Source organism: Stenotrophomonas sp. RG-453, from assembly GCF_033843685.1.
Classification (GTDB): Bacteria; Pseudomonadota; Gammaproteobacteria; order Xanthomonadales; family Xanthomonadaceae; genus Stenotrophomonas; species Stenotrophomonas bentonitica_A.
Genome location: NZ_JAMYED010000012.1, coordinates 23,605 through 48,601, shown reverse-complemented (window position 1 = coordinate 48,601; position 24,997 = coordinate 23,605). Strand labels below are relative to the sequence as shown.

Genomic DNA, 24,997 nt, shown 5'->3' with positions numbered 1-24,997 from the left:
GCTCAGCTGGCCGCGGCCTTGCGCTGGGCGATGAAGGCCTGGATCTGCGCCTCCAGCACCGGCAGCGGCACCGAGCCCTGGCTCAGCACGGCGTCGTGGAAGGCCTTGACGTCGAAGCGGTCACCCAGCTCCTGCTCGGCCTGCGCACGCAGGCGCACGATCGCGATCTCGCCGAGCTTGTAGCTCAGCGCCTGGCCCGGCCAGGAGATGTAGCGGTCCACTTCGGTGGTCACTTCATGCTCGCTCAGCGCGGTGTGGTCGCGCAGGTAGGACAGCGCCTGCTCGCGGGTCCAGCCCTTGTGGTGCACGCCGGTATCGATCACCAGGCGCGCGGCACGCCACATCTCGTAGGTGAGGCGGCCGAAATCCTCGTACGGGGTTTCGTAGATGCCCATCTCCACGCCGAGCTTCTCGCAGTACAGGCCCCACCCTTCGCCGTAGGCGGAGATGTAGTTGTTGCGGCGGAACGCCGGCTGCTCGCCCTGCTCGGCCGCCAGCGCGCCCTGCAGGGCGTGGCCCGGATCGGACTCGTGCAGGGTCAGCGCCGGCAGGTTGTACAGCGGCCGTGCCGGCAGGTTGTAGGTGTTGAGCCAGTAGGTGCCCATGCCACCGCGGCCGGCGGTCCAGAACGGGGCGATATCCGGCGGTACCGGCACGATGGTGAAGCGCGCGCGCGGCAGGGTCATGTACTTGCCGATCACCCCATCCACGCGCTTGGAGATCCACGCCGCGCGGTGCAGCAGCTCGTCCGGGGTCTTGGCATAGAACTGCGGGTCGGTGCGCAGGAAGGTCAGGAACTCGGCGAAGCTGCCCTTGAACTCGACCTGCTTGATGATGCCGTCCATCTCGGCCTGGATGCGCGCCACTTCCTTCAGGCCGATCTCGTGGATCTGCTGCGGGGTCAGGTCCAGCGTGGTGTATTCGTGGATCTGCTGCTTGTAGTACGCCTTGCCGCCGGGCATCGCTTCGGCGGCCAGGGTGGTGCGCGCCTGCGGCACGTACTCGCTGACGAAGAAGGTGCGCAGCTTGGCGAAGGCCGGCACCACGCTGCCGCCGATGGCCTGGCGGGCCTGCTCCTGCAGCTGTGCCTGCTCGGCGGCCGGGATGCTGGCCGGCAGCTTCTTGAACGGCGCGTACAGCGGCGACTGGGTCGGGTCCTTCAGTTCGGAGACCGTGGCGATGGACACCTCGCGGCCATCGAGCACCGCGCGCGGCACGCTGAAGCCACGCTTGAGGCCGGCACGCATGTTGTCGGTCTGCTGGTCGAAGTAGCGCGGCACATCGTTCAGGCGCGCGATGTAGTTGCGGTAGTCCTGCGCGGTCTTCATCTCGCGCCGGGCCATGAAGGACAGGTTGGACCAGAACGAGGAGTCCGCGTTGAACGGCATTTCGTAGGCGCGCAGGCGCACATCGGCGGCCAGGTTGAACACCTGGTCGCGGTAGATCGCGTAGTTGATGCGGTTCTCGGCGGAGAGCGCCTGGGTGTCGACCTTGTCCAGCTGGGCCAGCACGTCGTCCCAGACCTTCAGCCGGCCCTGCTGCGCGGCCGCGCCGACATCGGGCATGCGGGTGGCGTTGGCCGGGCCGTCGCCGTCTTCGCTGGCCTCACCGCCACCGGCTTCGCGCCAGGCCCATTCCTTCTCGTAGATGGCGCGGAACTGCGCATCGGCGGGGCTTTCGGTGGCCAGGCTGGCCGGGGCGGCGGCCGGGGCAGCTGGAGGCGCGGCCAGGGCGGCGCCGGCAGGAAGGGCCAAGGCGAGCAGCAGCGCAGCAACGAGCGGTGATTTCACGATCAGGGTTCCCGGGGGACGGCAAACCCCGATGATGGCACCCGGCGAAGGGGCTGCGCATGGATCAAAGGTCCTGCCCGCGTCGCGGGCAGGACCGGGGACCGGCCGCAGGCTGGGACCCCAGCGCCGAAGGCGCGAGGTAGCCACCGACCGTTGGTCGGTGACCGCGCAAACGCGCGGCCCATGTCGCCGACGCCGGCCCCCGTTACGGCGCCGGCCCCCATCCTACGTTGGCCCCATCCGGTAGCCACCGACCGTTGGTCGGTCGGCACGCCCTCAATGCGCCGCCTTGTCCCGCTTCCACCCACGATGGTCGATATCCAGCTTCAGGCTGTACAGCGCGGTGAACGCCGGGAACAGGTTCTGCAGCACGCCCACCGAGTCCTGCTTGGCCGAGAACAGGAAGTAGCTCAACGTCATCAGGCTGCCGACCACGCTCATGTACCAGAACAGGCGCGGGATCACCGGCTTGCCGGCACGGCGCGAGGCGATGAACTGGACCAGCCAGCGGCCACCGAACATCAGCGCGCCGGTGTAGCCGATCAACTTCCAGCCGGTGACGTGCAGGCCGGTCCAGTAAAGCCACGTCAGTGGCTGGTCGAGCCAGTGCAGTTCCATCAGCGCTCTTCCACGGCGGTGCGCTTGCTGCGCGTGATCAGCCAGGCTACGCCGCGCAGGTCGCGGATGCCGACCAGCGCGCGGCCCAGGTTGTTGTACTTGGACACACCCGCGGTGCGGTGCCGATGGTTGACCGGCACGCTGGTGGTCTTCCAGCCGGCCCGCTGCATCAGCGCGGGCAGGTAGCGGTGCATGTGGTCGAAGTACGGCAGCTCCAGGAACGCCGCACGCTCGAACAGCTTGATGCCGCAGCCGGTATCGGGGGTATCGTCGTGCAGCATGCGCGCGCGGATCGCATTGGCCCACTTGCTGGCCCAGCGCTTGCTGCCCGAATCCTGGCGGTTCACACGCCACCCGGCGAACAGCTTGACCTCGGTAGCGGCCGCCGCGCGCGCGGCGAGCAGCTTCGGGATGTCGGCCGGATCGTTCTGGCCGTCACCGTCCAGGGTGGCGATCCACGGCGCGCGGGCGTGCTTGACGCCGTTGCGCACCGCGGTGCTCTGCCCGCTCTGGGTGACGTGGTGCAGTACCCGCAGCTCGGGCGTGATGGCCTTCAGGGCCTGCAGGACCGCCAGGGTGTCGTCGCGCGAATGGTCGTCGATGTAGACGATTTCGAAATCGACCTGCCCGCGCAGCGCGGTGGTAATCTCGTTGATCAGGGGCGTGACGTTGTCGCGTTCATTGAAGACCGGGACGACGACCGACAACTGGGGTTGGCTCATGGTCGGGCTCTGCGAATGGCCAGGATCGAAAAAGAGCGCGCATTTTCCGCACCCGAGGTTATCCGAAGATGAATCGAGGCGTGTGTGTCAGGCGTGATCCCCGAAATAATCCCGGCACCAGGCCACCACCGGCGGCAGACCGCGCTCGATCGGCATCGCCGGCTCGTAGCCGAACGCGTCATGCGCCCGCGTGGTATCGGCCATCGTGCGGACCATGTCGCCGGGCTGCATCGGCTTGTAGACCTTCTGCGCCGGGCGTCCGGCGGCGGACTCGATGACCCCGATGAAGTGCTCCAGTTCGATCGGCGTGTGGTTGCCGAGGTTGAACACCCGGTGCGGCACCGTGTCGCTGGACGGATGCGCCAGCGCGCCGAGGATGCCATCCACGATGTCGGAGACATGTGTGAAGTCGCGCTGCATTTTTCCGTCGTTGAACACGTCGATCGGACGGCCGGCCAGGACCGCGCGCGAGAACAGCAGCGGCGCCATGTCCGGGCGGCCCCACGGGCCGTACACGGTGAAGAAGCGCAGCCCGGTGGCATGCAGGCCGAACAGCTGGGCGTAGGTGTAGGCCATCAGCTCGTTGGCGGCCTTGGTCGCGGCGTACAGCGAGCGCGGCTTGTCGATGCGCTGGTCTTCGGAGAACGGCGGGGTGGCCGAATCGCCGTACACCGAGCTGCTCGAGGCATACACCAGATGGGCCACGCCGCGATGGCGGCACAGCTCCAGCATGTTGACGAAGCCGGCCAGGTTGCTGTCGACGTAGGCATGCGGGTTTTCCAGCGAGTACCGCACGCCGGCCTGGGCGGCCAGGTGGATGACCCGGGTCGGCTGCACCTCGTCGAACAGCGCGGCCAGGCCGTCGCGGTCGGTCAGGTCGAGCACGCGAATATCGGCCTGCGGGCACAGCGCAGCCACGCGATCGCGCTTGATCTGCGGATCGTAGTAGTCGTTGTAGTTGTCCAGGCCGACGACGCGCTCACCGCGCGCGAGCAGGGCCTTGCAGGTGTTGGCGCCGATGAAGCCGGCAGCGCCGGTCACGAGAATGGTCATGGGGTCCGTCCGTCCTACTTGCCACGTATCAATACAGTGCTTTCCCGGGACGCCCGCGTGGCGTTGCACACGTCCCGGTGGTCCGCTTCACCAGAGGCTGAGCGGCGCTTCCTTGGCCAGGGTGGCCTTGCGTTCCTTGCTGAAATCCCACCACGGCCGCGGCGCTTCGCCCTGCATGAAACGCAGCACCGACAGGAATACATCGATCACGCAGGGGTCGTGCATCACCCCCGTGCGCAGGCACAGCTGCGCGTACATGTCATAGGCATCGCGACCGCGCAGATGCGCTGGCACGCGGATGCCGATCAGACGGAGATCTTTCTCACAGGCCGGCCCGACATTCGGCAGGTCGGTCAGACGCAACAGATGGTTGCGGTCGACCTTGGTGGGGTTCATTGCTGGGGGGAAATCCTCTGACGCCTGCGGGGGACTCAGCCCTTCTGTGCGCGAAGTCGGTCGAGCACGCCATCCAGCGTGTCCAGGTCGGTGTAATGGATGATCAGCTTGCCCTTGCCGCCGCGGCCGTGGTTGATCGCCACGCGGGCGCCCAGCGACTCGGACAGTTCGGTTTCCAGCGAGGCGATGTCGGCCTGCGGTGCAGCGGCGGAGGGCTTCTTGCGCAGCGCGCCGGGCACCTTGCCGGCAGCGAACTGCTGCGCGCGGTGTTCCACTTCGCGTACCGACCAGCCCTGGTCGGCCGCTTCCTGGGCCAGCTTGCTGGCCAGTTCCGGCGCCAGGGTCAGCAGGGCGCGGGCATGGCCCATTTCCAGCCGGCGGGTTTCCAGCAGCAGGCGGATCGCGATCGGCAGCTCCAGCAGGCGCAGCAGGTTGGACACCGCCGCACGCGAGCGGCCCACGGCCTGGGCGGCCTCGGCATGGGTCAGGGCGAATTCGCTGATCAGCCGCTGCAGGGCTTCGGCTTCCTCGAGCGGGTTGAGGTCTTCGCGCTGGATGTTCTCGATCAGCGCCATCGCGATGACCGTGCGGTCTTCCAGCTCGCGCACCACCACCGGCACTTCGTCCAGGCCGGCCAGCTGCGACGCGCGCCAGCGGCGTTCGCCGGCCACGATCTCGAAGCTGTCCGGGCCGAGCTGGCGGACCAGGATCGGCTGGATCACGCCCTGGGCCTTGATCGACTCGGCCAGCTCGGCGAGCTTGGTTTCGTCCATGTCGCGGCGCGGCTGGTATTTGCCCGGCTGCAGATGGCCCACCGGCAGCTTGCGCAGGAGTTCACCCGGCTGCGGTTCGACCACGGCCGCTGCCTGCACCTGTGTCACCGCCCCCTTGGGCCCCAACAGCGCGTCGAGGCCACGGCCGAGGCCGCGTTTCTTGCCGAGGGCAGGCTTGGTGCTCATCAGGCGGTCTCCATGGCCTTGTCGGCCTTCTTGCGTTGGTTGTTGCGACGGATGATCTCGCCGGCCAGGCCGAGATAGGCAACGCCACCGCGCGAGGCACGGTCGTACCCGACGATGCTCTGGCCATGGCTGGGCGCCTCGGCCAGGCGGACGTTGCGCGGCACGATGGTGCGGAACACCTGCTCGCCGAAGTGCTCGGTCAGCTCGGCCGACACGGCATTGGCCAGGTTGTTGCGCACATCGAACATGGTGCGCAGCACGCCCTCGATTTCCAGCGCGGGATTGAGGTTGGCGCGCAGCGCTTCGATGGTTTCCACCAGCGCGCTCAGGCCTTCCAGCGCGTAGTACTCGCACTGCATCGGCACGATCACCGAATCGGCGGCGGCCAGCGCGTTGAGCGTCAGCAGCGACAGCGCCGGCGGGCAGTCGATCAGGATGTAATCGTATTCGTCGCGGATCGGGGCCAGCGCGCGCTTGAGGCGCTGCTCGCGCTCGCTCTGGTCCATCAGCTGGATCTCGGCGGCGGTCAGGTCGATGTTGCCCGGGAGCAGGTCGAAGCCCTCCGGCGTCTTGACCCGGACCTCGGCTGCGGTGCTTTCGCCCAGCAGCAGATCACAGGTGGAAGCGGCGACTTCGCGCTTGTCCACGCCGCTGCCCATGGTCGCATTGCCTTGGGAATCGAGGTCGACAAGAAGCACGCGCTTGGGTGCAGCAGCCAGGGAGGCGGCCAGATTGACGGCGGTCGTGGTCTTGCCGACGCCACCTTTCTGGTTGGCGATGGCGATGATGCGGGCCATGCGGGTGAGCCTCATCGGCAGGGAGTGGGACTGGTCATTATGCGTATATGGGGCGTGTCATGCACTGTGAGATGCGCGGCAGGCACGCGCCGCAATGCCGCAACGACGCCCACGGGCACGCCGATGGCACCGCACGGGGCCACCGCGGGAGGGCGTCGGGACGACGCTGGGGCGGGCGATGCGGGCGCGGGAGTCACCGGCTCACGGGCCGGTGACCACCACCAGATGGCGCTCGCCGGTCAATCCAGGGACGCTCAACGGCAGCACCTGTTCGACCGACCAACCGGCCGGCAGCTGCGCGATCTCGTCGTGCGGGTACACGCCTTTCATCGCCAGCAGGCGGCCGCCGGGGCGCAGCAGGTGCCCACCGACCCGGATGATCCCGGCCAGGGTGTCCATCGCGCGCGCGGTCAGATAGTCATAGGCGGCCGGTTCGGCCAGCGCCTCGGCGCGCGACTCGGCTACGCGGGCGTTGCCCAGGCCCAGCTGGCGCACGGCCTCGCGCATGAAGCGGGCCTTCTTGCCATTGCTTTCGACCAGGGTCACCTGCAGCTGCGGGCGCGCGATCGCCAGCGGGATGCCGGGCAGCCCGGGGCCGGTGCCCAGGTCCGCCAGGGTGCCGCTCTCCAGGTACGGCTGCATCGCCAGCGAATCGAGCAGATGGCGGGTGACCATCTCCAGCGGGTCGCGGATCGCGGTGAGGTTGTAGGTGCGGTTCCAGCGGTCGAGCAGGGTCAGGTAGGTCAGCAGCGGCGGTGCCAGCGCGGCGTCCAGCTGCATGGCGGCCAGGCCGCGCTCAAGCGCGTCGGCCACGCCAGCGGGGAGGATGTGTTCAGTCATGGCACCATTATCGCAGGTCGGTAGAGCCGACCGTTGGTCTGCTGCCGCTGCTCGCATACCTGACCGTTGGTCGGCTGCCTCCGCCCGCACACCCAATCGCTGGCCACGCCCTCGATCTCACACCGCATGCCAGGCCAGCGCCGCGCGGAAATCATCCGCCGCCTGCCACTCATGCAGGTGCCAGCGCTCGGCGGGCCCCAGTTCCGGGTCGCACCAGGCCAGGTGCAGGCCTCCGTCGATGCCGGGGGCCAGCTGCAGCCGGTGCAGACCAAACGAGATGCCCTGCCCCTGCGCCTTCAGCAGCGCCTCCTTGGCGCACCACACCCGGAAGAACCAGTGGTTGCGGGCGTTCTCGTCCAGCGATTCCAGCCAGGCGATCTCGGCCGGGTGGAAGAAGCGCTGCACGATCTCCAGCATCCGCGGGCGCGGGCGCAGCGGTTCCAGGTCCACGCCCAGCCGCACCCCCTCACCCATCGCGACCAGCAGCAGGCCGTGGCTGTGACTCCACCCGGTGCCCACATGGGCCAACGGGCCATGCAGCGCCGGGCGGCCACGCGGGTCACGCTGCAGCGGCAGGTCCTGCGGCGCCCCGCCCAGCTGCTCGGCCAGCAGGACCCGGGCCTGGGGCTCGCCGCGGGTGCCCGGCACATGCGGCAGGCGCCAGACCGTGACCGGGCCGAAGCGCCAGGGGCCGTCCAAGGTCGCAGGCAGGGTCATGCCACGCCCCCGCCATGCCGGCTGCACGACGACTTCACGGGGTGTGCCGTCAACTGCACAGGTCGCATCCGCACAGAGGGAGTCAACGCTATGGGCATCATCATCTGGTTGATCGTCGGCGGCATCGTGGGCTGGCTTGCCAGCATCATCATGAAGCGGGACGCGCAGCAAGGCATCATCCTCAACATCGTGGTCGGCATCGTCGGCGCGCTGATTGCCGGCTACTTTTTCGGCGGTGGCATCAATGAAGCGATCACGCTGTGGTCGTTCATCTATTCGCTGATCGGCGCAGTCATTCTGCTGGCGATCGTGAATCTGTTCACCCGTAAAAGCATCCGCTGACGCGCTAACGTACTTCATTCGATCAACAAGGCCCGGCACTGCCGGGCCTTGTTGTTTACGGCGCCAGTTCTACCCACGCCGGGGCATGGTCGCTGGGGCGCTCCCAGGTGCGCGGCTCGCGGTCGATGCCCGAGGCCAGCGCGCGCGCCTTGAGCGCGTCGGAGACCAGGGTCAGGTCGATGCGCAGGCCCAGGTTGCGACGGAAGCCGGCCGCCCGGTAATCCCACCAGCTGAACACGCCTTCTTCCTCGCTGTGCAGGCGGAACGCATCGTGCAGGCCCAGCTGCAGCAGCTTGTTCAGGGCGCCGCGCTCGGCGGTGGAGGTCAGGATGTGGTTCTCGTTCCAGACCAGCGGGTCGTGCACGTCGCGGGCATCGGGGGCGATGTTGAAGTCGCCCATCACCACCAGTTCCGGGTACCTGGCCAGCTCGGCCTCGACCCAGGCATGCACGGCCTCCAGCCAGCGCAGCTTGTAGGCGTACTTGTCGGTGCCGACGTCCTGACCGTTGACGACGTACAGATTGATGATGCGCACGCCGTTGACGGTCCCGGCGATGACGCGCTTCTGCTCATCCTCGAAACCGGGAATGCCGATCTGCACGTCCTGCGCCGGTTCGCGCGAGAGCAGCGCGACGCCGTTGTAGGTCTTCTGCCCGGCAAACACGCTGCGGTAGCCCAGCCCGGCCAGCACCGCGTCGGGGAACTTGTGGTCCTCCATCTTGGTTTCCTGGATACCGACCACGTCCGGCGCGAACGCCGTGAGCCATTGTTCCAGGTGCGGCAGGCGCACGTTGAGCGAATTGACGTTCCAGGAGGCGATTTTCATGCGGGCATTCTACCGGTAGCCACCGACCGTTGGTCGGTGGGCGCACGCCCTGCCGGCTGCTGGCCGGCAGGCTCTCGCGTCCGGGCACCCAGATTTTTGCCACACGCCTGCGTCCCCCGCTAGGCTGTGGCCCACCCCCGGCAGCGCAGATATTCAATGAACGCAGATGCCTTCGTAACAAGGTGGTACGCGGAGAAAGCGAACCTGCTCGCCATGGCATGGACCCCAGGCACGGCTTGCGCAGCAAGGATCGCCGCGATGGACCTGTCGCCCGAGCAGACCCAGCTGTTGCGGGAGATGCTCGATGTCTTCACCACCGACACCCTCTACACCCTGCTGCTCGGGTTGGATGGCAGCGCCGCGCTGGGCGGTGACCAGCGCCACTACACCCTGCTGGACGAGGACGGTTCGGTGATCGCCGAGGAAGGCGATCTGGAAGCTGCGGCCCATGCGTGGTTCCACGAAGACCGATCGCCGCAGCCGGGGGGTTGAGGGTGCTTTGCGCCACATGACCTGATTGACCCGCAGCGCCACTCGCTAGCGGAGGCGCCGGGGCCAGCGGCGCAACACGTTGTCCAGTGGCCAAGGGAATATCACACTGCAAATGTTGCAGATGAATCGCAGTTCTGTAGGTGCTTTCGCACATGAAAGCGAGGAGCTTCCCCACTTGCATCGCTGTCGACTGGAGGAAGATTCTCGAGATGTCGCCCGTGACCGCGACATATGCCCGAAGGAGCATTCATGCCCACTGAATTCGCGATCCACGCGTTGAATTACAAGACCCTCGCTGCGGTGCTGCTGATCGGCGTCGTCCCGCTACTGTTGGTCGGCGCGGCGGTCTACTTCCTCGGGCAGGACAGGATGTCCCAGTTGGCCGCGCTCGGCGCCACCTCTCTGGCCGTCATCATCGGCCTGCTTGGCGTCTGGCAACTCAGCGCGATCCGGCTGACGGCGGACGCCACGACCCTGACCGTCGGTGGCGGCGCGTATTCCGTTTCCGTTCCGATGGCACAGATCGATCATGCCGGCGCACGACGGCGGCTGCCCGGCAGCGATGACACTGCGTTGGGTCTACGCACCAATGGCATCGGCATGCCGGGCCTTTCACTGGGGTGGTTCCGCACCGGCAAGGGGAAAGCATTTGCAGCAGTGACCGATCCCGCGAAGGTGGTGATCCTGCCGACGACGGCCGGTTACACGCTGCTGGTATCCCCGGAGGATCCCGACGCGTTCCTGGCCGCGCTCAGGCGTCTGTAGCGGGCGTCCATGGCGGCGGCCCTCACCGCACCATCGCCTTCAACATCCCGGCGATCTTCGAATACGGCGGCTTGAGCAGATCGCTGGCGGCCCAGCGCGACTGCCACAGGATGGGCAGCTGCTTGCTCATCGCATCGAAACCGGCACGCGCGTGATAGGCGCCCATGCCACTCGGGCCGACCCCGCCGAACGGCAGGCCATTGACCGCGAAATGCAGCAGGGTGTCGTTGACGGTGACGCCGCCGGCCACGACCTGCGCCAGCACCCGTTCCACCTGCGAACGTTCGTGACTGAAGACGTACAGCGCCAACGGGCGGTCACGGGACTGCACCTCTGCGATGGCGGCGTCCAGATCCGGATACGCGCAGACCGGCAGGATCGGACCGAAGATCTCTTCGCGCATCAGCGCCAGGTCCGCCGGCGGATCGAGCACGATGGTCGGCACAATCAGCCGCTCGCGCTGCGCACGCTCGGGATCGACCGTCGCCAGTTCGATCACCGGCACGCCCCGCGCGCGGGCCTCCTCGAGATAGCCACGCAGGCGCTGGTACTGGCCGTCGTGGATGATCCGGGTGTAATCGGCGGCCTCGCTGAAATCGCCATAGCGCGCCTGCACCTGCGTCTGCAGCTGCTGCACCAGTTCGCGCTGGCGATGGCCGTCGATCAGCACGTAGTCCGGCGCGATGCAGGTCTGGCCGGCATTGAAGAACTTGCCGGTGGCCAGCCGCGCGGCCGCCTTCTCCAACGGGTAATCGCGGCAGACGATGGCCGGAGATTTGCCGCCCAGCTCCAGCGTGAGCGGGGTCAGGTGCTCGGCGGCCGCGGCCATGACCTTGCGGCCGATGGCGGTGGAGCCAGTGAACACCAGGTGGTCCAGCGGCGAGCCGGCCACGGCGCTGGCAAGGTCTCCATCGCCCTGCACGACCGCCACGCGATCGGAGGGGAACACCTCCGCCAGCAGCGACTGCAGGAAGGCGCTGGTGCGCGGCGTGTGCTCGGACGGCTTGAGGATCACGTGGTTGCCGGCGGCGATCGCGGTCGCCAGCGGAATCAACGCCAGGTTGACCGGGTAGTTCCAGGGCGAGATCACCCCGACCACACCCAGAGGAACCGGCCGGGTCTGGGCGCGTGCCGGCCAGAACCGCCAGCCGACCCCGACCCGGCGCGGCCGCATCCAGCCGCGCAGGTGGCTGCACAGATGGTCGATGTCGCCGAGCACGGTCATGCCGTCGGCGATCAGCGATTCGTGGGTGGAGCGGTGGCCGAAGTCGGCCGAGATCGCCGTGGCCATCTCCGGCAGGCGGGCCTTGAGGGCCGCGCGCAGGCGCTGCAGGTCATCGCGGCGCTGTTCCAGCGTCGGGCGCTTGGCCTGCCACGCGGTACGTAGGCGCTGCAGAATCGCGGGAAGCGCGGCAGGATCGGTTTGGGCATCGCTCATGGGCCGACTATAGCGGCAGGCTGCGTGATGGCGGGATCGGTAGCGCCGGCCGCTGGCCGGCAGCCATGCACGCGTCTCCGGAATCTCATGCAGAGCCGGCCAGCGGCCGGCACTACCCAGGACACAGAAAGGGCCGCGATTCGCATCGCGGCCCCTTCGTCCTGCCGTGTGGATCACCGTTACTTGGTGATGTCCACGTCCTTGGTTTCATGCAGGAACAGACCACCGACCACGACCGTCATCAACGCGATGATGATCGGGTACCACAGGCCGTAGTAGAGGTTGCCGGTACCGGCCACCAGTGCGAACGAGATCGCCGGCAGGAAGCCACCGAACCAGCCGTTACCGATGTGGTACGGCAGCGACATCGAGGTGTAGCGGATGCGGGTCGGGAACAGCTCGACCAGGTAGGCGGCGATCGGGCCGTAGACCATGGTCACGTACAGCACCAGCAGCCAGAGCATGAAGATCGTGCCGGGGATGTTGATGCGCGCATTGTCGGCCTTGGCCGGGTAGCCCGCCGCACCCAATGCACTCTTGAGCTCGCCGCCGAAGGCATCGCCCTTGGCCTTGAGGTCTTCCTTGGTCAGGCCTGCAGCCTCGTAGGAGGTCACCGCAGTGGTCCCGACGTTGACCGTCGCCAGCGTACCAGCCGGTGCCGGCTTCACTTCATAGGGCACACCGGCTTTGGTCAGGGCCGCGGTGGCCACGTCGCAGGAGCTGGTGAACTTGCGCAGGCCAACTGGATCGAACTGGAACGAGCAGGTGTTCGGATCGGCATTGACCAGCGCCGGCGAGTTGGTGCGGGCTTCTTCGATGGCCGGGTTGGCGAAGTGGGTCAGGCCCTTGAAGATCGGGATGTAGGTGATCGCGGCCAGCAGACAGCCGGCGAGGATGATCTTCTTGCGGCCGATACGGTCGGACAGCCAGCCGAAGAAGATGAAGAACGGCACGCCCAGCGCCAGCGCTGCGGCGATCAGCAGGTAGGAGGTGGTGGCGTCGACCTTGAGCATGCTGCTCAGGAAGAACAGCGCGTAGAACTGGCCGCCGTACCAGACCACGGCCTGGCCGGCTGCGGCACCGAGCAGGACCAGCAGCATCAGCTTGAGGTTGCCGTCCTTGAGGCTGTCACGGAACGGGGTCTTGGAGCCCTTGCCTTCAGCCTTCATCTGCTGGAACAGCGGGGATTCGCTCAGCTGCAGGCGGATCCACACCGAGATGCCCAGCAGCACGATCGAGACCAGGAACGGAATACGCCAGCCCCAGGCTTCGAACGCTTCATTGCCCAGGAAGTAGCGGCAGGCCAGGATGATCAGCAGCGACATGAACAGGCCGAGCGTGGCGGTGCACTGGATGAAGCTGGTGTACAGGCCACGTTTGTCGGCCGGTGCGTGCTCGGCGACGTAGGTTGCGGCACCACCGTATTCGCCACCCATCGCCAGGCCCTGGGCCAGGCGCAGGATGATCAGGATCACCGGGGCGGCGAAACCGATCGAGGCGTAGTTGGGCAGCACGCCGACCAGGAAGGTCGAGATGCCCATGATCAGGATCGTGACCAGGAAGGTGTACTTGCGGCCGATGCGGTCGCCGAGGCTGCCGAAGAAGGCCGCGCCAAACGGACGCACGAAGAAGCCGGCCGCGAACGCCAGCAGGGCGAAGATCATCCCCGTGGTTTCATTGACGCCGCTGAAGAACTGCTTGGCGATGATCGCGGCGAGCGAGCCGTACAGGAAGAAGTCGTACCACTCGAAGACGGTCCCCAGACTGGACGCAAAGATGACCTTCTTGTGTCCCTGGGTGAGTTGGGCTTTCGCCGGTGCAGGTGTTGTTGACATGGGACGCTTCCCCTCCGAAGCAATCGTTGTTGGTAGGTGCCGACCGTTGGTCGGCACGCATTTAGAAGCTGTACTTCGTAGTGAACTGCAGGCGGCTGATATCGCCCTTTCGGCCATCCTCGATCTCGCGCACGCCGTACATCAGCTCGGCGCCGACATCGACCTTGGGCATCGGCGTGTAGAACACGTTGCCGCGGATGCTCTGCACGCTCTTGGTGACCAGCGGGCCGAGACTGCCGTCGTTGTCGTAATCACTGCGCGCGTAGATCAGGTTGGTGCGCAGCTTCGGGGTGAAGGCGTGGCGCCAGCCCACGTAACCGGCCAGCACGCCGGTCGGGTTGAGTTCGTCACGGGCGATGTCGTACGCGGTATCGGCGGTGACACCCAGGCCGATGTAGCGCGCGATGCCTTCGCCGCCGGTGACCTGGTAATGCAGGGTGTCGGTCGGGCCCATCACCCACTTGCCGCCGAGGGTCAGGCCGCCGGCGATCTTGTCCGCGTCGGCACCGGTGGTCTGGTTGTCGACCTTGAGCTGGCGAACCACGCCGCCGACCCCGAAGGTGCCCCAGTCACCCTTCCAGCCATACCGCAGCGTCAGGTCCGGCAGTGCGCCACGGTCGGAGTTGCTGGCCACGTTGGTCCACACGCCGGTGACCGGGTTGCGGGTGCCGGTGAGCAGCGTGGTTTCCGGGTTTTCCAGCGCGACACTGAAGCCCCCCTGGGTGTAGCGGATCTGGGCCTGACGCACGAAGATCACGCCATCGGTCGGGCCGACGAAGTCGGCCGCTTCCGGCAGCGAGGCCGCGTCCATGAAGTTCGACCAGGTCTGGCCGGCCATCCAGTTGTTCCAGTACATGTAGGCGTGACGCAGCGTCGCACCGTAGGTATTGGTCGCGGTCTGGTTGCCCAGCGAGTTGCCGAAGAAGTCCATCTCGAAGAACGCACCGGACTTGTTGCCGGCCTCGCTGACATTGTCGATGCCAAGGTTGAAGCGCGAGAACTTGGCGTGGGCGTTGTAGTCCACGTCCGAGCGCTTGCCGCTGCCGCCGGCACCGGCCACCGGGGTCTGGCCCGGCAGGTACAGCGCGCGACCGGTGGCGTCGTCGGCCAGCTGGCCATCGCCGGTCTGGGTGGCCAGGAAGTCGGCCTTGATGAAGCCACCGATCTTGACCGTGGTGCCCGGCGCGGCGCCGGGGGTGATGGTGGTGACCTGGATCGGCTGCTTGCCGGCCGGCACAGTGGCCGCCACCGGCTGCTGCGCCTGCACCGTGCGCACGGCGGTGACATCGGTCTGGGCCTGGCTGATCTGGGCCTGCTGTTGCTGCTGGTTGTTCAGCAGCAGCTGGACCTGGCGCTCGAGCTCGACGACGCGGGCTTCCAGCGCTTTCTCTTTTGCGGTTTCAGCGAACGCCATGCCTGGCGCGATCAGTGCGACGAACAGGGCGGCGGCCAACGGCCGGCGTGTCGTCCTCAGCAAACGGTGGCTCATGTTGCCCTCTCTCCCGGGTGGCAAAGTGATGCCGCGCGTGGGGCACGGTCGAGCCGAGGGTGCGGCGCGTTGACGCACCGAAGCTATTGGCCATTAGTCGTACTCGCCCCAAGGGGCGAGTACGACCCGGGCGCCGGCAGGTGCCGCAGGCACCGCGCAGGTACCGACCGTTGGTCGGTACGCAGTGCCTCACGACCAACGGTCGCGAGCTACCGCGGCGAACGGTCGTGAGCTGCCGGGCTCGACGGCCCTGTCATACCAAGGCATGCGGCGTTCGACCATGGTCTAACCACCTCGACACCGCGCAGGCGGGTGGATGCGGCAAACTGAGGGGGAGAGGTCGCCGCTTATGCTGCGACCGCACAACCCAAGTCAACGTGCAAGTGAGGGTGCCATGGCTGATCTTTACCCCGTCGACGCCGCGTTCGCCGCGGCATCGCGGATCGACAAGAACACGTACCAGCAGCTCTACCGTGAATCGGTGGAGCACCCGGACGCCTTCTGGGGCAAGGCCGCCGAGCGCCTGGACTGGTTCAAGAAACCGACCCGCATCAAGAACGTCAGCTACCAGCTCGATGATTTCCGCATCAAGTGGTTCGAAGACGGCGAACTCAACGCCAGCGTCAACTGCCTGGACCGGCAGCTCGACAAACGCGGTGACAAGGTCGCCCTGCTGTTCGAACCGGACAGCCCCGATGCACCCGCCCAGGGCGTGACCTACCGCGAGCTGTATGAGCGCACCTGCCGCCTCGGCAACGCGCTGCGCAACCTCGGCGTCAAGAAGGGCGACCGGGTCACCATCTACCTGCCGATGATCGTCGACGCCGCCGTGGCCATGCTGGCCTGCGCACGCATCGGTGCGATCCACTCGGTGGTGTTCGGCGGCTTTGCCCCGAACTCGATCGCCGACCGCGTCATCGACTGCGGCAGCAAGCTGATCATCACTGCCGATGAAGGGCTGCGCGGTGGCAAGAAGATCCCGCTCAAGGCCAACGTCGATGCGGCGCTGAAGCTGCCCGGCACCACCACCGTGGAAACGGTGCTGGTGGTGCGCCACACCGGCGGCGCGGTGGACATGCAGGCCCCGCGCGACCGCTGGTTCCACGATGTGGTGGACCCGCAGCCGACCCAGTGCGAGCCCGAGCGCATGAATGCCGAGGATCCGCTGTTCATCCTCTACACCTCCGGCTCCACCGGCAAGCCCAAGGGCGTGCTGCACACCACCGGCGGTTACCTGCTGTATGCGGCCTACACCCACGAAGCGGTGTTCGACCTGCGCGAGGACGACATCTACTGGTGCACCGCCGATGTCGGCTGGGTCACCGGCCACAGCTACATCGTGTACGGGCCGCTGGCCAATGGCGCGACCTCGGTGATGTTCGAAGGCGTGCCGAACTTCCCGAACACCTCGCGCTTCTGGGAAGTGATCGACAAGCACCAGGTCACCATCTTCTACACCGCCCCCACCGCCATCCGCGCGTTGATGCGCGAAGGCGATGCACCGGTCAAGCGCACCTCGCGCAGTTCGCTGCGCCTGCTTGGCAGCGTCGGTGAGCCGATCAATCCGGAAGCGTGGCGCTGGTACTACGAAGTGGTCGGCGACAGCCGCTGCCCGATCGTGGATACCTGGTGGCAGACCGAGACCGGCGGCATCCTGATCTCGCCGCTGGCCGGCGCGGTGGATCTCAAGCCAGGCTCGGCCACCCTGCCCTTCTTCGGCGTGCAACCGGCGCTGGTCAATGCCGATGGCGAGATCCAGGAAGGCGCGACCGAAGGCAACCTGATCATCCGCGATTCGTGGCCGGGCCAGATGCGCACCGTGTACGGCGACCATCAGCGTTTCATCGACACCTATTTCCGCACCTATCCGGGCAGCTACTTCACCGGCGACGGCTGCCGTCGCGATGAGGACGGCTACTACTGGATCACCGGCCGCGTCGACGATGTGATCAACGTTTCCGGCCACCGCATCGGCACCGCCGAAGTGGAAAGCGCGCTGGTCTCGCACCCGAAGGTGGCCGAGGCGGCCGTGGTCGGCTTCCCGCACGACATCAAGGGCCAGGGCATCTATGCTTACGTGACCCTGATCGCCGACGAGACGCCGAGCGAGGAGCTGCACAAGGAACTGGTCGCCTGGGTGCGCAAGGAGATCGGGCCGATCGCCGCGCCCGACCACCTGCAGTGGGCCCCTGGCCTGCCGAAGACGCGCTCGGGCAAGATCATGCGCCGCATCCTGCGCAAGATCGCCGAGAACGCGCCGGATCAGCTCGGCGACACCTCGACCCTGGCCGATCCGTCGGTCGTGGCCTCGCTGGTGGAAGAACGCAAGGTGAAGTGAGGGGTCCGCAAGCGGACCGTGGGCCCCTTCTCACGATCACCCACACCCCCGCCGCCGCGCGGCCGCCCCCTGACTCAGGGGGCTGCCGGCTCGATACACTCGTTCCGTTTCAGCGTGTTACCCCTTTCGCAACATGGCCCCCACCATGCCTACCCTCCTGATTGCCGATGACCACCCGCTGTTCCGCGAAGCACTTCGCGGCGCCGTGAGCCGTGTCATCCCCGGCGTGCAGCTGTACGAAGCGGACAGCGTGGAAGCGCTGTACCAGCTGGCCGACCAGCACACCGACGCCGACCTGGTCCTGATGGACCTCAACATGCCCGGTGCGCAGGGCTTCAATGCGCTGGTGCACATGCGTGCCCTGCACCCGCAGCTGCCGGTGGTGGTGGTGTCCGCGCGCGAGGAGCCGACCGTGATGCGCCGCGCGCTCGACCATGGTGCGTTCGGCTTCATCCCCAAATCCGCCGATTCGGACACGATCGGCCACGCCTTGGGCACCATCCTCGATGGCGAGACCTGGGCCCCACCGGAGGCGCACAACGTGCCGCCGACCGGCCGCGAAGAGCGCGAAATCGGCCAGCGCCTGCGCGAGCTGACGCCGCAGCAGTTCCGGGTGCTGCAGATGCTCGGTGCCGGCCGCCTCAACAAGCAGATCGCCTACGACCTCAATGTCTCCGAAGCGACGATCAAGGCCCATGTCACCGCGATCCTGCGCAAGCTGGGCGTCACCAACCGCACCCAGGCGGTGCTGATGGCCGGCAAGCTGGCCATCGATGACGAGCAGATCGTGTTGCCGCCGGAGGAAGAGTGAGGGCACCGCGCGGATCGGTGGCGTAGAGCCGACCGTTGGTCGGCTGCAGAGCCCGATCACGCCGTGCAGCCGACCAACGGTCGGCTCTACCCGCCACGGCTTATAGCCGGGGCTATGAAATCCAGCGTGACCTGCGCAATTGCCGGTAAACGCGCCACGCCACAACCCCGGTGCTAAGCTTCGCGTCCCCTTGGGGAGTAGCCGGATTCCTGCTGCAGGAATCGCCCGCATCAACATACTCGGCCAGTGCGCCGTGGTGCGGGCAACCATCATGGTTGGCGAGACCAGCGGTCCGCGTGCGCAACGACAGGTTGGGCGCGTTCGCGGTCCGTTGCTCGATATCGCCCGACCTGCCGCGTACCCCAATGTCGCCTGTTTCGATCCTGCTGATCGGCTTTGCCATGTCCACCGATGCCTTCGCCGCGGCGATCGGCAAAGGCGCGGCGATGCGCAAGCCCCGTTTCTCCGACGCGCTGCGCGCCGGCCTCATTTTCGGTGTCATCGAAGGCATCACCCCGGTGATCGGCTGGCTGCTCGGCCGCGCCGCGCTGCAGTACGTGGAGGCCTTCGATCACTGGATCGCTTTCGGCCTGCTCGGTGCGCTGGGCGTGCACATGATCATCAATGGCCTACGCCCAGACGACGGCGCGGACGACGAGGACACCAGCAAACACCATGGCTTCTGGCGCCTGGCGGTGACCGGTTTCGCCACCAGCATCGATGCGATGGCGGTGGGCATCGGCCTGGCCTTCCTCGATGTGCATATCGGCGTGATGGCGCTGATCATCGGCCTGTGCACGCTGACCATGGTGACGATGGGCATCATGCTCGGCCGCGTGCTGGGCGGCATGGTCGGCAAGCGCGCGGAGATCATCGGCGGCCTGATCCTGATCATCATCGGCTCGACCATCCTGTACGAACATCTCAGCGGCGCCATGGCCTGACCGCCTGCCGTCGCCCCTCAGGACGCCTGCGGCTAGAGATCGCCGCGGGTGTCGTGGAAGGCGGCCAGGAAAGCGCGCAGCGAGGCCGGCTTGATCGGCTTGGTCAACAACCGGTAGCCACGGTCGCGCGCCATCCGCTTGAGCTCATCGCGGCCATCGGCGGTGAGCAGCGCACCCGGAATCGCACGGCCGGCCTTCTGGCCCAGCGCCACCAGCGTATCCAGCCCATCCAGGCGGTCATGCAGGTGGTAATCCACCAGCATCACATCCGGGCGCTCGACGACTTTCTCCAGCGCCTGGTCGACGGTACTGGCAGTGATCACCTGCACCTGCCAGCGCCCCAGCAGCGCGCGCATGCCGTCCAGGATTTCCTGGTCGTTGTCCACGCACAGCACGCGCATCCCGGCCAGCGAATCGGCACGGGTGACCGGGCTGGGCGCCGGCGAGGACATCGCGGCCGGCAGCTGCGGTGCGGCCACCAGAGGCAGCAGGATCGAGAACATGCTGCCGCTGCCCACGCGGCTGCGGGCGTTGAGGCGGTGATCGAGCAGGCGCGAGATGCGCTGGCAGATAGACAGGCCCAGCCCCAGGCCCTGCTCGCCCCAGTCGAACGGCTGCTGGTAGCGGTGGAACTCGTCGAAGATCTGCTGCATGTGGTGCTCGGGGATGCCCGGGCCGGTATCCCAGACCTGCAGCTCCACTTCCGGCCCGCGATGGCGCACGGCCAGCACGATACGCCCCTGGCGGGTGTAACGCAGTGCGTTGGCCAGGAAGTTCTGCAGCACGCGCCGCAGCAGGCGGCGGTCGCTGCGCACCCAGGCCGGGCGCGCGAACAGATCCATGCGCAGGCCGCGCCCGGCGGCGACGGGCGAGTACTGCGCCGCCAGCTCGCGCATCAGCAGGCTGACATCGAAATCGCCGATCACCGGGTGCAGGCCGCCGGCGTCCAGGCGGGAGACATCCAGCAGGCCATCCAGCAGCTCCTCGGCCGCGCGCAGCGAGGCATCCACGCGCTCGGCCAGGTGCCGCTGCTCTTCGTTGTTGTGGTGGCTCTCACGCAGCGCCGAGGCGAACAGGCGCGCGGCATTGAGCGGCTGCAGCACATCGTGGCTGATCGCCGCCAGGAAGCGCGTCTTGGACTGCTGCGCCATCTCGGCCTCGTGCGAGCGCTCGGCCACGCGCTGCTCCAGCGTCTCGTTGGCTTCCAGCAGCGCGCGCTCGGCGTGTTTGTAGTCGGTGATGTCGTTGTAGCTGGTGACATAGCCACCGCCGGGCAATGCCTGGCCGCGCATCTCGATCACTTTGCCGTCGCTGCGGGTGCGCTCGAAGATGTGCGGCGAACCGGCGCGCATGTAGCCGATGCGGCGGTTGATCTGCACCTCGATGTCGCCCTCGCCCAGCTCGCCACGCTCGGCGTTGTAGCGGATCAGGTCGGCCACCGGGCGGCCGACGTAGAGCATCCCGTCGGGGTACCCGAACATCTGCTGGTAACGGCGGTTCCAGGCGGTCAGGCGCATGTCCGGGTCGACCACGCTGACCCCGGCACTGATGTTCTCCAGCGTGGTGGAAAGAATCTCGCGGTTGAAGCGCAGCTCCTGCCCGGCTTCGTCGAGCACCGCCACCACTTCCCCCAGGTCCATGCCCGAGCCGCGCAGCAGGCTGGTCAGCAGCAGGCGTGCGGAGGCGGCGCCGATCGAGGCCGCCAGCAGGCGCTCGGTGAACTGCACCCACGCCCGGTCCGCCGGCGCGGAGGCCTGCAGCTCGCGATCCATCGACTGCGCCTGCTCGAAGAAGGACCGGCGCGCATGGCGGTCACCGACCACCCGTGAGGCCAGCGCCAGCAGATCGCCCACATGCACGTTGCCGGGCCACACACCGGCCACCGAAGGCCGCTGTGCGTACGGGTCCAGGAACGGCGCGGCACGCAGGCGTTCGTCCACGCCCGGGCGCCAGCGCACGGAAACCAGCACCATCGCCGCGACATTGACCAGCAGCGACCAGAACGTGCCGTGGGTCAACGGGTCCCAGCCGCTCATGCCGAACAGATGCTGTGGCTGCAGCCAGCCGATCCCGAACGGCCCGTGCACCAGCCAGGCCTCGTCCATCCAGCCGGCATGCGTGAGCGCGGGCAAGAGCAGCGTGTACACCCAGGTGGCGAAGCCGAGCAGCATGCCGACCTCCACGCCCCGGCGGCTCGCTCCCCGCCAGTACAGGCCGCCGATCAAGCCCGGCGCGAACTGCGCCACGGCGGCGAAGGCCATCAGCCCGTACGAGGCCAGCGTGCTGTCGTTGCTGCTGCCGCGGTAATAGCTGTAGGCCACCAGCGCCAGCAGCAGGATCGCGGTACGGCGAATCCACAACACGCGCGAAGCGACATCCGCCGCCTCTTGATGATCGCCACTGCGGCGCAGCAGGACCGGCATCACCAGATCGTTGCTGACCATGGTCGCCAGCGCGATGGAGGCCACGATGACCATGCCGGTCGCAGCCGAGAAGCCGCCGACATAGGCGACCAGCGCCAGGAACTTGCGGCCTTCGGCCAGCGGCAGGGCCAGCACCATGCTGTCGTCGGCGACACTTCCACCGGTGCCGAACAGGGTCACGCCGGCGGTGGCGATCGGAATCACCATCGCCGAGATGATCACCAGGTAGGCCCCGAACATCCAGCGCGCGCGGCGGATATCACGCACATCGCCACACTCGACCACCGCCACATGGAACTGGCGCGGCAGGCAGATGATGGCCAGGAAACTCAGCAGCGTCTGGGAAATGAACCCGACCGGTGGCAAGCCGGTGAACAGCGTATGCGCCGACTCGATCACCGCATCGGTGCGGTCGTTGAGCCACAGGTAGGCGAACAGGCCCAGCGCCACCATCGCGATCAGCTTGATCATCGATTCCAGCGCGATCGCCAGCATCATGCCGTGGTGGTGCTCGGTGGCGTCCACCTGGCGGGTGCCGAACAGCGTGGCGAACAAGGCCATCAGCAGCGCCACGTACAGCGCCGGGTCGGTGAAGAAGCCGGTCGGGCCGACGTTGCCGGTCAGCACCTGCAGGCTCATCGCCACGGCTTTGTACTGCAATGCCAGGTACGGCACGATGCCGATCAGTGCGATCACCGCCACCAGCGCGGCCAGGCGCCGCGAGCGGCCGAACCGCGAAGAGATGAAATCGGCGATGGACACCACGTTCTGGCTGCGTGCGATCAGTGCCAGGCGCTCGATGATGCGCCAGCCGAACACCCACAGCAGCAGCGGCCCCAGGTAGATCGGCAGATAGCCGATGCCGTTGCGCACCGCCGTGCCGACCGCCCCGTAGAACGTCCACGACGAGCAGTACACCGCCAGCGCCAGGCTGTAGACCACCGGCCGCAGCCACGGCCGGTCCGGATACATCGGGCGACGGTCGCCCCACCACGCCACGGCGAACAGCAGCGCGGCGTAGACCACTGACACCAACAGCAGGATCCAGCTGGAGACCACGCGGGTGTTTCCGTGAGAGCAGCCCGCAGTGTAGGCCACGACCGTTGGTCGTGGCGTTCCAGCGCGGGCCGCCGTGCCTTACTCGGCGGGGACGCCCATTTCCTTCAACAGCTCCGGCGCCGGGTAGACCTTGGCCAGCAGCCAGCGCAGGTAGCGCATGTCCACGTGCACCGCGCGCTTGAAGCGCGGGTCGAACCACCAGCTGGCGCTGACCGACTCCCAGTTGCTGTCGAAGTTGAGGCCGATCAGTTCGCCCTTGGCGTTGAGCACCGGCGAGCCGGAGTTGCCGCCGGTGGTATCCAGGTTGGTCAGGAAGTTGACCGTCTGGGTCTTGAGCACCGGATCGGCGGTGGAGCCGAAATCGCCCTTGGCGATCGCGGCCAGCAGCGGCTTGGGCGCATCGAACGGGTAGGCGTTGGTGTTCTTCTCCACGATCCCGGCCACGGTGGTCACCGGGTCGAAATGCACGGCATCGCGGGGCGAGAGCGCCTCGACCTTGCCGTAGCTGATGCGCAGCGTACGGTTGGCATCGGGGTACACCGCGCGGCCCTGCTTGGCCCGCCAGGCGAACAGCGCCTGCATGTAGGCCGGGCGCAGACGCAGCTGCTCGCCTTCGCGGGTCTTGCGTTCGTCATCCAGGCGCAGCTGCGCGGCCACCAGCGGGCCGGCCAGGTCGATCAGCGGATCGCGCGCCAGCGCCTTGCCCTCCTTGGCCGCGGCAAAGCGCGACAGGCGCTCGGCTTCGTCGCCCAGGTGGGTGCTGGCGTACAGCGTATCCAGGGTCTTGGCCAGCGCAGCCGGGGTACGGCCGAAGGCAGCGTCGAACTCGGGCACGCGCTGCGCGTCGGGCAGCTGCTGGTAACGGGTCAGCAGCGTGGTCAGCAGGGCTTTTTCGATGGCCGGATCGTAGCGGCGCTGGACCTGCTTGAGCACGCCTTCGATCAGCGCCAGATCGCGCTGCTGGTAGCCGCTGTCGCGCTCGGCATCGGACTTGGCCGATTCGATGCGCAGGCGCTCCAGGGTCAGTGCCGAGCGCAGCAGCTGGCTCTGCGCCGCCATCAGGTCGAGCAGCAGGTCGCGCTCGCCCACCGAGGCACCGCTGGACAGCGAGGTCAGCAGCGACTGGATATCGCCCTGGTACTTCGCATCGGTGGCCTGCAGCATCGCCGCTTCATCGGCGGCGCGCTGGGCCTTCGCATCGCTGCGCAGCAGGCCTTCCAGCTCGCCGGCGGCACGCTTGCGGTTGTTCTTCAGCGACTGCAGCTGCGAGGCGTACCGGGTACGCGCCTGCGCGTCCTTGGCACTGGCCGACTCGATCGTGTCGATCATCTGCTGGAACACCGACACGCGGCGCGGCAGCACCGCATCGATCTGGCTGGCGAATTCGGCGGCGGTGCGATGGCGGTAGGTGATGCCCGGGTAACCGGCCAACATCGCGTAATCGCCGGTCTTCGGGCCGTCGATCGCCATCTTCAGGTGCGCCGGCGGGTGGTAGGGCACGTTGTCCACGCTGTACGGCGCAGGCTTGCCGTCCTTGCCGACGTAGGCACGCAGCAGGGTGAAATCGCCGGTGTGGCGCGGCCACATGAAGTTGTCGATCTCGTCGCCGTAGTTGCCGATCGCGCGCGGCGGCGCGTAGACCAGGCGCACATCGCTCAGCTCGAGCTGGCGGATGCGGTAGAAATCGGTGCCGTAGTACATGTCCGCCACGCTGCAGCGGATGTTGCCTTCCTTCTCGCACTCGGCCACCAGCTGCTTGCTGGCGCGGTCCACGGCATCGAAGTACGCCCGCCCGGTCTTGCCGCGCGCATCGCGCAGCACCTCATCGGTGACCTTGTCGAACCCGACCGTGACCAGCACGCGGAAATCCGGATTGGCCGCGCGCTCGTCGCTGCGGCCCTTGGCGATGAAACCGTCGTTGATCAGGTTGTGCTCGGGCGAGGTGTTGTACTGGATCACGCCCATGGCCACATGGTGGTTGGTCAGCAGCAGACCATCGTCGGAGACGAATGAACCAGTGCCGCCCCCGGCCCGCACCACCGCGCTCAGCGGGGGCGCCGTAACGTTGGCCAGGTCGCCCGGGTTGCCCTTGAAGCCAGCCGCCTTCAGCGGTTTGGCCAGGTCCGGCAGCTGGGTCGGCATCCACATGCCTTCGTCGGCATGGGCGCCGGCGGCGAGGGTCAGGCCAAGCGCCAACGCGGCGGTGAGGGGTTTGCGTGAAGACATGGGCACTTCCGGTACGTCAGAACAGCCCGAGACCTTAGCCACTGAGTCCCGGCAGGGCAACGGCCGATGGTCAGGGGTGGCCGCGGCTGGCTAGAATCGGCGCTTCTCAGGGGGAGA

Annotated in this window: 21 protein-coding genes and 1 riboswitch; of the genes, 6 read left to right on the top strand and 15 right to left on the bottom strand. The window is 67.3% G+C overall.

Going from position 1 to position 24,997, the window contains the following annotated elements; genetic code table 11:
* Positions 1 to 2: 2 nt before the first annotated feature.
* The 9 genes from NJD74_RS19315 to NJD74_RS19275 all read right to left on the bottom strand — a co-directional run bounded on the left by NJD74_RS19315 (position 3) and on the right by NJD74_RS19275 (position 7,892).
* On the bottom strand, positions 3 to 1,790 hold the full coding sequence (locus tag NJD74_RS19315) for a DUF885 family protein (RefSeq protein ID WP_319624802.1): 1,788 nt from the start codon (positions 1,788 to 1,790) through the stop codon (positions 3 to 5).
* A gap of 276 nt (positions 1,791 to 2,066) precedes the next feature.
* Positions 2,067 to 2,408 (bottom strand): lipid-A-disaccharide synthase N-terminal domain-containing protein, encoded by a 342-nt coding sequence (locus NJD74_RS19310; RefSeq protein ID WP_019185618.1) that lies wholly within the window; start codon positions 2,406 to 2,408, stop codon positions 2,067 to 2,069.
* Positions 2,408 to 3,130: a glycosyltransferase family 2 protein gene (locus tag NJD74_RS19305; RefSeq protein WP_070470049.1), complete on the bottom strand. Its 723-nt coding sequence runs from the start codon at positions 3,128 to 3,130 to the stop codon at positions 2,408 to 2,410. Before NJD74_RS19305 ends, NJD74_RS19310 begins: the two co-directional genes overlap by 1 nt.
* 87 nt (positions 3,131 to 3,217) lie before the next feature.
* Entirely contained in the window at positions 3,218 to 4,183 is a 966-nt protein-coding gene (locus NJD74_RS19300) for an SDR family NAD(P)-dependent oxidoreductase (RefSeq protein WP_070470050.1), read from the bottom strand.
* 87 nt (positions 4,184 to 4,270) lie between these two features.
* Positions 4,271 to 4,579, bottom strand: coding sequence for a helix-hairpin-helix domain-containing protein (locus NJD74_RS19295; protein WP_019185615.1), 309 nt, complete (start codon positions 4,577 to 4,579; stop codon positions 4,271 to 4,273).
* A gap of 35 nt (positions 4,580 to 4,614) precedes the next feature.
* On the bottom strand, positions 4,615 to 5,538 hold the full coding sequence (locus NJD74_RS19290) for a ParB/RepB/Spo0J family partition protein (protein WP_019185614.1): 924 nt from the start codon (positions 5,536 to 5,538) through the stop codon (positions 4,615 to 4,617).
* Positions 5,538 to 6,335, bottom strand: coding sequence for a ParA family protein (locus NJD74_RS19285; RefSeq protein WP_019185613.1), 798 nt, complete (start codon positions 6,333 to 6,335; stop codon positions 5,538 to 5,540). Before NJD74_RS19285 ends, NJD74_RS19290 begins: the two co-directional genes overlap by 1 nt.
* Before the next feature lie 201 nt (positions 6,336 to 6,536).
* The gene (gene rsmG, locus NJD74_RS19280; RefSeq protein ID WP_102788711.1) at positions 6,537 to 7,175 is read right to left on the bottom strand and encodes a 16S rRNA (guanine(527)-N(7))-methyltransferase RsmG; all 639 of its coding nucleotides are present in this window, start codon (positions 7,173 to 7,175) and stop codon (positions 6,537 to 6,539) included.
* A gap of 117 nt (positions 7,176 to 7,292) precedes the next feature.
* The gene (locus NJD74_RS19275) at positions 7,293 to 7,892 is read right to left on the bottom strand and encodes a 4'-phosphopantetheinyl transferase superfamily protein (RefSeq protein WP_102788712.1); all 600 of its coding nucleotides are present in this window, start codon (positions 7,890 to 7,892) and stop codon (positions 7,293 to 7,295) included.
* 90 nt (positions 7,893 to 7,982) lie between these two features.
* On the opposite strand from NJD74_RS19275, the gene NJD74_RS19270 reads away from it, so the two are divergent.
* The gene (locus NJD74_RS19270; protein ID WP_019185610.1) at positions 7,983 to 8,234 is read left to right on the top strand and encodes a GlsB/YeaQ/YmgE family stress response membrane protein; all 252 of its coding nucleotides are present in this window, start codon (positions 7,983 to 7,985) and stop codon (positions 8,232 to 8,234) included.
* 55 nt (positions 8,235 to 8,289) lie between these two features.
* Here NJD74_RS19270 and xth read toward each other — a convergent pair whose 3' ends face one another.
* Positions 8,290 to 9,060, bottom strand: coding sequence for an exodeoxyribonuclease III (gene xth, locus NJD74_RS19265; protein WP_019185609.1), 771 nt, complete (start codon positions 9,058 to 9,060; stop codon positions 8,290 to 8,292).
* Between the two features lie 258 nt (positions 9,061 to 9,318).
* On the opposite strand from xth, the gene NJD74_RS19260 reads away from it, so the two are divergent.
* A complete protein-coding gene (locus NJD74_RS19260) occupies positions 9,319 to 9,552 on the top strand; it encodes a hypothetical protein (protein ID WP_102788713.1) in 234 nt (77 codons plus the stop codon).
* A gap of 249 nt (positions 9,553 to 9,801) precedes the next feature.
* Positions 9,802 to 10,317, top strand: a complete 516-nt coding sequence (locus tag NJD74_RS19255) for a PH domain-containing protein (protein WP_319624801.1) — start codon at positions 9,802 to 9,804, stop codon at positions 10,315 to 10,317.
* A 22-nt stretch (positions 10,318 to 10,339) separates the two neighbouring features.
* Here the strand turns inward: NJD74_RS19255 and NJD74_RS19250 are convergent, their stop codons facing one another.
* The 3 genes from NJD74_RS19250 to NJD74_RS19240 all read right to left on the bottom strand — a co-directional run bounded on the left by NJD74_RS19250 (position 10,340) and on the right by NJD74_RS19240 (position 15,079).
* Positions 10,340 to 11,755: a coniferyl aldehyde dehydrogenase gene (locus NJD74_RS19250; RefSeq protein WP_319624800.1), complete on the bottom strand. Its 1,416-nt coding sequence runs from the start codon at positions 11,753 to 11,755 to the stop codon at positions 10,340 to 10,342.
* 179 nt (positions 11,756 to 11,934) lie between these two features.
* Positions 11,935 to 13,590: an MFS transporter gene (locus tag NJD74_RS19245; protein WP_070470064.1), complete on the bottom strand. Its 1,656-nt coding sequence runs from the start codon at positions 13,588 to 13,590 to the stop codon at positions 11,935 to 11,937.
* 61 nt (positions 13,591 to 13,651) lie between these two features.
* Entirely contained in the window at positions 13,652 to 15,079 is a 1,428-nt protein-coding gene (locus NJD74_RS19240) for a DcaP family trimeric outer membrane transporter (RefSeq protein ID WP_070426240.1), read from the bottom strand.
* A 394-nt stretch (positions 15,080 to 15,473) separates the two neighbouring features.
* On the opposite strand from NJD74_RS19240, the gene acs reads away from it, so the two are divergent.
* From acs to mntP, 3 genes are all read left to right on the top strand, one after another.
* A complete protein-coding gene (gene acs / locus NJD74_RS19235; protein ID WP_319624799.1) occupies positions 15,474 to 17,417 on the top strand; it encodes an acetate--CoA ligase in 1,944 nt (647 codons plus the stop codon).
* Between the two features lie 145 nt (positions 17,418 to 17,562).
* A complete protein-coding gene (locus NJD74_RS19230) occupies positions 17,563 to 18,228 on the top strand; it encodes a response regulator transcription factor (RefSeq protein WP_019185603.1) in 666 nt (221 codons plus the stop codon).
* A 186-nt stretch (positions 18,229 to 18,414) separates the two neighbouring features.
* Positions 18,415 to 18,505, top strand: a riboswitch (yybP-ykoY riboswitch).
* Between the two features lie 88 nt (positions 18,506 to 18,593).
* Positions 18,594 to 19,172, top strand: coding sequence for a manganese efflux pump MntP (gene mntP, locus NJD74_RS19225; protein WP_019185602.1), 579 nt, complete (start codon positions 18,594 to 18,596; stop codon positions 19,170 to 19,172).
* Positions 19,173 to 19,204: 32 nt separating this feature from the next.
* Here mntP and NJD74_RS19220 read toward each other — a convergent pair whose 3' ends face one another.
* Both NJD74_RS19220 and NJD74_RS19215 read right to left on the bottom strand, forming a co-directional pair.
* Positions 19,205 to 22,654 carry a PAS domain-containing hybrid sensor histidine kinase/response regulator gene (locus NJD74_RS19220; protein ID WP_319624798.1) on the bottom strand — a complete coding sequence of 1,150 codons (3,450 nt, stop codon included), beginning with the start codon at positions 22,652 to 22,654 and terminating at the stop codon, positions 19,205 to 19,207.
* A 78-nt stretch (positions 22,655 to 22,732) separates the two neighbouring features.
* Positions 22,733 to 24,880, bottom strand: coding sequence for a S46 family peptidase (locus tag NJD74_RS19215; RefSeq protein ID WP_319624797.1), 2,148 nt, complete (start codon positions 24,878 to 24,880; stop codon positions 22,733 to 22,735).
* Between the last annotated feature and the right edge of the window lie 117 nt (positions 24,881 to 24,997).

What these genes read in the sequence shown, in the direction of transcription:
- NJD74_RS19270 (WP_019185610.1), top strand. Translation starts at nt 7,983, where the DNA reads ATGGGCATCATCATCTGGTTGATCGTCGGCGGCATCGTGGGCTGGCTT.
- mntP (WP_019185602.1), top strand. Translation starts at nt 18,594, where the DNA reads ATGTCGCCTGTTTCGATCCTGCTGATCGGCTTTGCCATGTCCACCGAT.
- acs (WP_319624799.1), top strand. Translation starts at nt 15,474, where the DNA reads ATGGCTGATCTTTACCCCGTCGACGCCGCGTTCGCCGCGGCATCGCGG.
- NJD74_RS19215 (WP_319624797.1), bottom strand. Translation starts at nt 24,880, where the DNA reads ATGTCTTCACGCAAACCCCTCACCGCCGCGTTGGCGCTTGGCCTGACC.
- NJD74_RS19290 (WP_019185614.1), bottom strand. Translation starts at nt 5,538, where the DNA reads ATGAGCACCAAGCCTGCCCTCGGCAAGAAACGCGGCCTCGGCCGTGGC.
- NJD74_RS19250 (WP_319624800.1), bottom strand. Translation starts at nt 11,755, where the DNA reads ATGAGCGATGCCCAAACCGATCCTGCCGCGCTTCCCGCGATTCTGCAG.
- NJD74_RS19230 (WP_019185603.1), top strand. Translation starts at nt 17,563, where the DNA reads ATGCCTACCCTCCTGATTGCCGATGACCACCCGCTGTTCCGCGAAGCA.
- NJD74_RS19310 (WP_019185618.1), bottom strand. Translation starts at nt 2,408, where the DNA reads ATGGAACTGCACTGGCTCGACCAGCCACTGACGTGGCTTTACTGGACC.
- NJD74_RS19275 (WP_102788712.1), bottom strand. Translation starts at nt 7,892, where the DNA reads ATGACCCTGCCTGCGACCTTGGACGGCCCCTGGCGCTTCGGCCCGGTC.
- NJD74_RS19285 (WP_019185613.1), bottom strand. Translation starts at nt 6,335, where the DNA reads ATGGCCCGCATCATCGCCATCGCCAACCAGAAAGGTGGCGTCGGCAAG.
- NJD74_RS19260 (WP_102788713.1), top strand. Translation starts at nt 9,319, where the DNA reads ATGGACCTGTCGCCCGAGCAGACCCAGCTGTTGCGGGAGATGCTCGAT.
- rsmG (WP_102788711.1), bottom strand. Translation starts at nt 7,175, where the DNA reads ATGACTGAACACATCCTCCCCGCTGGCGTGGCCGACGCGCTTGAGCGC.
- NJD74_RS19295 (WP_019185615.1), bottom strand. Translation starts at nt 4,579, where the DNA reads ATGAACCCCACCAAGGTCGACCGCAACCATCTGTTGCGTCTGACCGAC.
- NJD74_RS19255 (WP_319624801.1), top strand. Translation starts at nt 9,802, where the DNA reads ATGCCCACTGAATTCGCGATCCACGCGTTGAATTACAAGACCCTCGCT.
- NJD74_RS19300 (WP_070470050.1), bottom strand. Translation starts at nt 4,183, where the DNA reads ATGACCATTCTCGTGACCGGCGCTGCCGGCTTCATCGGCGCCAACACC.
- NJD74_RS19245 (WP_070470064.1), bottom strand. Translation starts at nt 13,590, where the DNA reads ATGTCAACAACACCTGCACCGGCGAAAGCCCAACTCACCCAGGGACAC.
- xth (WP_019185609.1), bottom strand. Translation starts at nt 9,060, where the DNA reads ATGAAAATCGCCTCCTGGAACGTCAATTCGCTCAACGTGCGCCTGCCG.
- NJD74_RS19240 (WP_070426240.1), bottom strand. Translation starts at nt 15,079, where the DNA reads ATGAGCCACCGTTTGCTGAGGACGACACGCCGGCCGTTGGCCGCCGCC.
- NJD74_RS19305 (WP_070470049.1), bottom strand. Translation starts at nt 3,130, where the DNA reads ATGAGCCAACCCCAGTTGTCGGTCGTCGTCCCGGTCTTCAATGAACGC.